The organism is Tepidanaerobacter sp. GT38, assembly GCF_021991635.1.
Classification (GTDB): domain Bacteria; phylum Bacillota; class Thermosediminibacteria; order Thermosediminibacterales; family Tepidanaerobacteraceae; genus DTU063.
This window is the reverse complement of sequence record NZ_JAFFJA010000057.1, coordinates 26,590-34,321: the sequence shown is the minus strand read 5'-3', so window position 1 is coordinate 34,321 and position 7,732 is coordinate 26,590. Positions and strand designations below refer to the sequence as shown.

The following is a 7,732-nucleotide window of genomic DNA, read 5'->3' as shown; positions in this document are numbered from 1 at the left end:
GGCGAAGGAGCGTCTTGCGCGCATTGAGGCTGCTATGAATCTTCAGGAACCGGACAGGGTGCCTGTTTGGGGATTTGGCGGAGATATAATCCCTGCATATTCGGGGATTACCAACTATGATATGTGCTATGAAGATGAAAAGGCATTAAAGGCCAGCGAAAAGTTCATGAGGGACTTCCCCTTTGACAGCAGTATGGCAGGAATAACCGGCTTGGATGGACGCGTATTTTGCATGGCTTTTGCAGAATACGATGATTTATCACCCCTCATGACCTTCATAACAGGGCCCATACACGATATTTTAGGTGACAAGTACACCAGATTCCCCGGACGAGAAACCGATAAAACAGCACCCGCTCAGTTTATAGGCGGCACCTTTATGGAACCGGATGAATATGACCAGTTAATTGAAGATCCCGTAAAGTTTATCGCCGAAACGGTGCTGCCCAGGGCGTGTAAAAATCTAGAAACTCCCCGTCAAGCCATGGCTACCTGGGTAAGGTTGGGAATGGAGATAGCAAGAAGCGGAGCATTTATGGCTGAATTTGGAAAGATGAATGCGGAACTCGGATATCCTCCAATTCCCATGGGTTGGGGATATGCGCCGCTAGATATAATAGGTGACTTTTTGAGGGGAGTCAGCAATGTCGTGCTGGATATCCGCAGATACCCCGACAAAGTTAAAAAGGCAACGGAAGCCATAACTGAATGGATGATAAAGTACGCATTAGCTTATACAAAGATGGGAACAAAATATGCCATGTTTCCATTGCACCTGAACGAGTACTTATCGCCTAAACTCTATAATGAATTTTATTGGCCGTACTTAAAGAAAGTAATACTCGCGCTTCATGAAGTTGGCGTAAAATCCATAGTATTCTTTGAAGGACGCCATGAGCAGCATTTAGAAACCATTCTTGAGCTTCCAAAGGGCTGGGGCGCAGCATACTTTGAAAAAACTGATGTAGTAAAAGCCAAAAAGCTGCTGCAAGGTCATACCTGTGTCATGGGTGGTATACCGATTACCTTAATAGCCGGCGGCACTCCAGCAGAGATAGACAAATTCGTAAAGGATTTACTAGAGCAAGTAAAACCTGGTGGAGGATTTATACTGGCACCTGGTGTAGCTGCTGCACCTGCCGATACACCATTAGAAAACATTACTGCATTAATTGAAGCCGTTGAAAAATACGGATAAGATGCTTTACAGGGCATAGATATGTAAATATCTGTGCCCTGTTATAGTAATATCAATTTTTTGTCCCCAAAAATAAAGGGCTTACCACAAACCTTTACGAAATTTAGTAATGTTTTTATAATACACAATAATATAATAAAAACCAAACAATTAAGTCTATTGACAACTAACCGAAATTTAATGTAAGATATACATGTATATACAAAATATTTATATAATAAATATATTTTTAATATACTATTACCATAATAATAAAATTACAAAGATAGGGGTGTTTACATCGTTATGATTATTATCGGAGAAAAAATTAACGGTACGATCCCCAGTGTTGAAAAGGCTATTAAGGAAAAAAACGAGCAATTCATAGCAGACCTTGCTATTAGACAAGCGGAAGCCGGTGCTGATTATATCGATGTATGTGCAGGCACGGCGCCGGAAATCGAAGTTGAGACTTTAAAATGGTTGATGGAGATAGTCCAGGATGTAGTGGATAAACCTTTATGTATCGATAGTCCAAATCCAAGGACCATTGAAGCTGTGTTTAAATATGCTAAGCAGCCAGGTATTATCAACTCTGTATCAGAAGAAAGTGAAGATAAGTGCAATATTATTTATCCCTTAATTCAGGGAACCGATTGGCAGGTAATAGGCCTTACTTGTGATAGCAACGGGATCCCTTCGGATGTAGAGACAAGGATCGATATAACTAAAATATTGGTTGAGAAAGCTGGGAAATTCGGAATTACTCCTGACAGAATACATATTGATCCTTTGGTCATAGCCGTAAGCACTGATAATCAATCTTTGCTTAAATTCATTGAAGCAACGAAAAAAATAAAAGAAATGTATCCCAGCATTCATATCACTTCAGGCTTAAGCAACATTTCTTTCGGCATGCCCTTTAGAAGAATTATAAATCAAAACTTTTTAGCACTAGCCATGTATGCAGGTATGGATTCGGCTATTATGGATCCCACCAATCGTGAAATGCTGGGAACGCTACTGGCAACTCAAGTGTTACTAGGGCAGGACAGACATTGTAGAAAATTTATTACTGCATACCGAAAGGGACAAATAGGCCCTAAGAAGGAATAGACGGAAAAGTGATGGCTTCTGTCAATCTAAAATAATAGTTAAATATAATATTTAGAATGAGGAGGCTATGATTATGACTTTCAAATCTGACATTGAAATTGCCCAATCGGTGAAACTCAAAGACATTAGGGAGATTGCAGCAAAACTTGGGCTTACCGAAGATGATATTGAGTTATACGGCAAATACAAAGCCAAAGTTGATTACAATTTGATGAAAGATAGACCCCCAAAAAAGGCAAAATTAATTTTAACTACTGCCATTACTCCAACTCCTGCAGGAGAAGGCAAGACCACAACCACTATCGGTGCTGCTGATGCCCTTACCAGATTAGGCAAAAATACTATTGTCGCCTTAAGAGAGCCATCACTTGGGCCGGTATTTGGAGTTAAAGGCGGCGCTGCAGGCGGCGGGTATTCTCAAGTTGTGCCTATGGAAGATATAAACCTGCACTTTACCGGCGACATTCATGCCATAACCGCTGCAAATAACCTGTTGGCAGCCATGGTTGATAACCATATTTACCAGGGTAATGAATTAAACATTGATCCCAGGCGTGTAGTTTGGCGGAGAGCCCTTGATATAAATGACAGGCAGTTGAGATTTGTAGTTGACGGTCTTGGCGGAAAAGCCAATGGCATGCCTAGAGAAGATGGCTTTGATATTACAGTTGCTTCGGAAGTCATGGCCATATTCTGCCTTGCCAATGATATAGTGGATTTGAAGGAAAGGCTTTCAAGAATCATTGTGGCTTATGATCGGGATGGCAAGCCCGTTACCGCAGGTGACTTAAAAGCTCAAGGGGCTATGGCAGCTTTATTGAAAGATGCTTTGAAGCCAAATCTGGTGCAAACATTGGAAGGAACGCCTGCTTTTGTCCACGGAGGACCCTTTGCCAATATCGCCCATGGATGCAATTCAGTAATAGCCACAAAGATGGCAATGCAGCTGGCTGATTATGTGGTAACGGAAGCAGGCTTTGGTGCCGACCTGGGTGCAGAAAAGTTTATTGACATAAAATGCAGGCTGGCCGGGTTAAAACCAGATGCAGTAATTATAGTAGCAACAGTCAGAGCCCTTAAATACAATGGCGGTTTGCCAAAAACTGAATTAAACAAGGAAGATTTAGATGCTCTGGCCAAAGGCTTGCCCAATTTGTTAAAGCATGTTGAAAATATCACACAGGTATTTAAGCTGCCTGCCGTAGTTGCCATCAACCGATTCCCACAGGATACGGAGGCTGAATTAAAACTTATTGAAGAAAAATGCAACGAACTGGGAGTAAATGTAGCATTGTCTGAAGTGTGGGCTAAAGGAGGAGAAGGCGGCATAGCTTTGGCAGAGGAATTAATTAGACTTACAGAAAACAGCGACGACAGCCGAGAACTCACCTATGCCTACGACTTAGATATGCCAATAAAAGAAAAGATAAGGGCAATAGCCCAAAAGATATATGGTGCTGACGATGTAGTATTTACGGATAAAGCCCTGAAGGAAATAGCAAACTTTGAAAAATTGGGCTTTGGTAAAATGCCCGTCTGCATGGCAAAAACCCAGTATTCGCTGTCAGATGATCCCAAAAAATTAGGTAGACCCACAGGATTTAACATCACCGTAAGGGATATTACCGTATCGGCAGGAGCAGGTTTTTTAGTTGCACTTACCGGAGAAATCATGAAGATGCCAGGTTTGCCTAAGGTACCTGCTGCTGAAAAGATTGACGTTAATGAAAAAGGCGTAATTTCTGGCTTGTTCTAAATGAGGAGAGTGATACGGTGAGATTTGCAGATATGACCTGTAACGAATTTGTAGACAAATTAGCGTCCAAAAGCCCGGTGCCGGGCGGTGGCGGAGCAGCTGCTTTAGTGGGAGCTATAGGCGTAGCCTTAAGCAGTATGGTTTGCAACCTGACTATAGGGAAAAAGAAATATGCTGAATTTGAAAGTGATATCAAGAACATCTTAAAAAAAGCTGAAGGTCTACAACATGCCCTGATGCAGATGATTGATGAGGATGCAGAAAATTTTCTTCCTCTTTCCAAAGCCTACGGTATGCCACAAAGTACGGAGGAAGAAAAGCGATTAAAAGAAGAAACACTGGAAAAGACTTTAAAACAGGCCTGTGAAGTTCCTATAAAAATCGTAAAGATTTGTTATGAGGCAATTAAATTGCATTCTGAACTGGTCGACAAAGGTTCAAGACTTGCCATAAGCGATGTTGGCGTTGGGGTTCAAGCTTTAAGAGCTGCCATAATCAGCGGTTGGCTAAATATAATCATAAACATCAATTCCATTAAGGATAAAGATTACGTTGATAATGTCAGGAAAGAAACAGAACCTTTGGTAAAAGAGGGAATCATCCTGGCAGATAAGGTATACGAAAAAGTCGAAAATATTTTGAATAAATAAGATTGATAGCAAGTAAAACCCCATTTTTATACAGCAGGCACCGGGGACGGAACTATTTGTTGTAATATTTTAAAGCAAGCCCAAAACGTCCCCTTGTCTTTGAAATAAACAACAAGTAGTGGAAACCGTCCCCGTGTCTTACCATGTCCTGAAATTGAGCAAGGGAGGATTTAAATGGGAATATTATTGAAGGGTAAGCCGGTAGCGGATGAGATAAAGGAAAAACTGAAAGCCGAAGTAGATGAGCTTAGAAAAAAAGGAATTATCCCTAAGCTAGCCATTATCAGGGTGGGGGACGACCCAGGTGATATGGCGTATGAGCGCGGTGCCATCAAGACAATGGTAAGCATGAACATAGAAACAGATGTAAGGGCCATGTCAAAGGACATTACTCAAAGTGAGTTTATAAATGAATTGATGAATATGAACAATGATAAATCCATTCACGGGATACTAATTTTAAGGCCTTTGCCTAAAGAATTAGATGAAAATGTCATAAAACATGTAATAGCACCCGAAAAAGATGTGGATTGTTTTAGCCCAGTAAATGTTGCTAAAGTTTTTGAAGGAGATGACACAGGATTTTCACCTTGTACCCCTTCGGCAGTGATGGAAATATTGAAATATTATGATATTGAATTAAAGGGTAAAAATGCAGTAGTCATTGGCAGATCAATGGTAGTTGGAAAACCGGCAGCCATGATGCTTTTAAAAGAACACGCCACCGTAACCATTTGCCATTCAAGGACAAAGGATTTGCCTAAGGTGGCTTCAGGTGCAGATTTGCTGGTAGTAGGCATAGGAAGGGCAAAAATGGTGGGTTCGGACTATATTAAGGATGGGGCGGTTGTCATTGACGTTGGAATAAATGTAGATGAAAACGGAAAATTGTGCGGTGACGTTGATACTGATGATTGTATCAATAAAGCTTCTGCCATTACTGCGGTTCCCGGAGGAGTGGGGTCAGTTACAACCTCGGTACTGGCAAAACATGTGGTAAAAGCGTGTAAAATGCAGGCAGGTTTACAATAGGCTAAAGGGAGGAGTTATCCTTGATTATTTCCCAAAATAAGCCTTTTGAAGAAATCCTGGGGTTTTTAAAGAACTCCGAGAAAATAGTGCTGACTGGTTGCGGTGAATGTGCTTCTGCCTGTAATAGTGGTGGTGAAGCGGAACTAATAGCAATAAAAGCAAAGCTGGAAGATGCGGGCAAACAGGTGCTGGCCTTTATTGTTCCGGAGACTAGCTGTAATTATCTCTTGGTGCGTAGGGATTTAAAGAAAATAAAAGAGAGCATAGATGAAGCAGATGCAATTGTGTCTTTTGCTTGTGGAGACGGAGTGCAGACCGTTGCAAAGCAGGTGAAGATTCCAGTCTATCCCGGCAACAATACCTTGTTTATAGGGGAAGTAGAAAGGGTAGGAATATTCAGTGAAGCATGCAGAGCTTGCGGTGATTGCGTTTTGGGATTGACTGGGGGGATATGTCCGGTAACTCGATGTGCTAAATCCTTGTTAAACGGTCCCTGTGGCGGGGCAAAAGAGGGAAAATGTGAGGTAAATCCGGAAAATGATTGTGCTTGGATATTGATATATGAAAAATTGAAAGAATTGGACCAAGTTTACAAATTAACTGAAATCCGTGAGCCTAAAGATTTTTCTAAGATAGCATATCCTAGAACTCTCAATCTCCGCAATAGTGGTGGAGGTGCAATTAAATGAGTATGCTAAAAACGGCTCTTGAAAACGGTGAATTTGCTGTTACTGCAGAATTGGCGCCGCCCAAAGGGACTGATTTTTCTCGGGCTTTGCAAATTGCAGAGACATTCGGTGACAGAGTGCATGCCATAAATGTTACGGATTTTCAATCATCAACCCTTAAAGCTTCGTCACTTGCCATGTGCAAAGCTTTAATTGACTTAGGTTTAGAACCTGTTTTACAAATTACAGGGCGAGACCGCAATCGAATAGCTATACAGGGAGAGATGCTGTCGGCAGGATTTTTTGGGGTAAAAAATCTATTAGCACTCACTGGAGATCATCCTACTGTGGGTGATAATCCCGGTGCTAAGCCAGTATATGACTTGGACAGTGTTGGAATTCTGCAGGCAGCCAAAGTGCTCGCAAGCGGTGTTGATATGTCTGGAAACAAACTGGAAGGAAGTCCGTCTTTCTTTTTAGGAGCCAGCGTCACTCCGGAATACGATCCCATAGAACTGCAGTTAATTAAAATGGAAAAGAAAATAAAAGCAGGGGCAAGGTTTTTCCAAACCCAAGCTGTATATGACATTAAGACAATGGAAAAGTTCAAGGAAATGACAAAACATCTAAATACTAAGATATTAGTTGGAATTATTCCGTTGAAATCAGCAGGTATGGCAAAATTTATGAACAAAAACATTCCAGGGATAAATGTTCCTGACCATTTAATTGACAGATTAAAAAATAGTAATGATCCTGTGAAAGAGGGAATAAAAATTGCCGGTGAACTCATAGTTGAACTCAGAGAAAAGAATTTATGCGATGGTGTTCATATAATGGCAATTGGTGCCGAAGAAAATATACCTCTGATTTTGGACGAAGCAGGCCTTTAAAGCCAAAGATTATTTTAGAGAGGAGAGAATCAAATGGAATTTCCCCAAGATTTAAAATATAATAGAGAACACCTTTGGGTAAAGCTGGAGGGCAATATTGCTTATGTGGGTATCACAGATTATGCACAGGACCAGCTTGGAGAAATACTCTATGTAGATTTGCCAAAAGAAGATGAGGAATTTTCCAAAGGAGATCAATTCAGCGAGGTAGAATCCGCAAAAGTAAATTCAACATTAGTGATGCCTTTTTCAGGCACTGTGTTAGAAGTCAATGAACGGCTTGATGACCAACCCGAGTATATAAATGAGGCACCTTATGATGCGTGGATTGCCAAGTTTGAAGTTAAAGACCTAAAAGATTTGGATGATATGATAAGTGCAGAAGAATATGAAGGTGGATTGAAATAAATAATTTTGTTCTGTAAATAGCAGTGGGCAGT

At 40.9% G+C, this 7,732-nt stretch carries 8 protein-coding genes; all 8 read left to right on the top strand.

The genetic code is table 11. From position 1 onward, the window contains the following. Window positions 1-1,198: uroporphyrinogen decarboxylase family protein (locus JT739_RS08345; protein WP_237660647.1), on the top strand; the 1,198-nt coding region annotated here is incomplete at its 5' end. Window positions 1,199-1,483: 285 nt separating this feature from the next. Beyond that, a complete protein-coding gene (locus JT739_RS08340) occupies window positions 1,484-2,293 on the top strand; it encodes a methyltetrahydrofolate cobalamin methyltransferase (RefSeq protein ID WP_237660646.1) in 810 nt (269 codons plus the stop codon). Window positions 2,294-2,366: 73 nt separating this feature from the next. Continuing rightward, window positions 2,367-4,049 (top strand): formate--tetrahydrofolate ligase, encoded by a 1,683-nt coding sequence (locus tag JT739_RS08335; RefSeq protein WP_237660645.1) that lies wholly within the window; start codon window positions 2,367-2,369, stop codon window positions 4,047-4,049. 17 nt (window positions 4,050-4,066) lie between these two features. Further along, entirely contained in the window at window positions 4,067-4,699 is a 633-nt protein-coding gene (locus JT739_RS08330; RefSeq protein WP_237660644.1) for a cyclodeaminase/cyclohydrolase family protein, read from the top strand. A 174-nt stretch (window positions 4,700-4,873) separates the two neighbouring features. Continuing rightward, window positions 4,874-5,731 (top strand): bifunctional 5,10-methylenetetrahydrofolate dehydrogenase/5,10-methenyltetrahydrofolate cyclohydrolase, encoded by an 858-nt coding sequence (locus tag JT739_RS08325; RefSeq protein WP_237660643.1) that lies wholly within the window; start codon window positions 4,874-4,876, stop codon window positions 5,729-5,731. 20 nt (window positions 5,732-5,751) lie between these two features. Then, the gene (locus tag JT739_RS08320) at window positions 5,752-6,420 is read left to right on the top strand and encodes a methylenetetrahydrofolate reductase C-terminal domain-containing protein (RefSeq protein ID WP_237660642.1); all 669 of its coding nucleotides are present in this window, start codon (window positions 5,752-5,754) and stop codon (window positions 6,418-6,420) included. Next, a complete protein-coding gene (locus tag JT739_RS08315; RefSeq protein WP_237660641.1) occupies window positions 6,417-7,292 on the top strand; it encodes a methylenetetrahydrofolate reductase in 876 nt (291 codons plus the stop codon). Before JT739_RS08320 ends, JT739_RS08315 begins: the two co-directional genes overlap by 4 nt. 33 nt (window positions 7,293-7,325) lie before the next feature. Then, entirely contained in the window at window positions 7,326-7,700 is a 375-nt protein-coding gene (gene gcvH / locus JT739_RS08310) for a glycine cleavage system protein GcvH (protein ID WP_237660640.1), read from the top strand. Window positions 7,701-7,732 lie beyond the last annotated feature (32 nt).

Bases quoted from the DNA above. Each gene is read 5' to 3' on its own strand.
- JT739_RS08340 (WP_237660646.1), top strand. From the start codon at position 1,484: ATGATTATTATCGGAGAAAAAATTAACGGTACGATCCCCAGTGTTGAA.
- JT739_RS08335 (WP_237660645.1), top strand. From the start codon at position 2,367: ATGACTTTCAAATCTGACATTGAAATTGCCCAATCGGTGAAACTCAAA.
- JT739_RS08325 (WP_237660643.1), top strand. From the start codon at position 4,874: ATGGGAATATTATTGAAGGGTAAGCCGGTAGCGGATGAGATAAAGGAA.
- JT739_RS08315 (WP_237660641.1), top strand. From the start codon at position 6,417: ATGAGTATGCTAAAAACGGCTCTTGAAAACGGTGAATTTGCTGTTACT.
- gcvH (WP_237660640.1), top strand. From the start codon at position 7,326: ATGGAATTTCCCCAAGATTTAAAATATAATAGAGAACACCTTTGGGTA.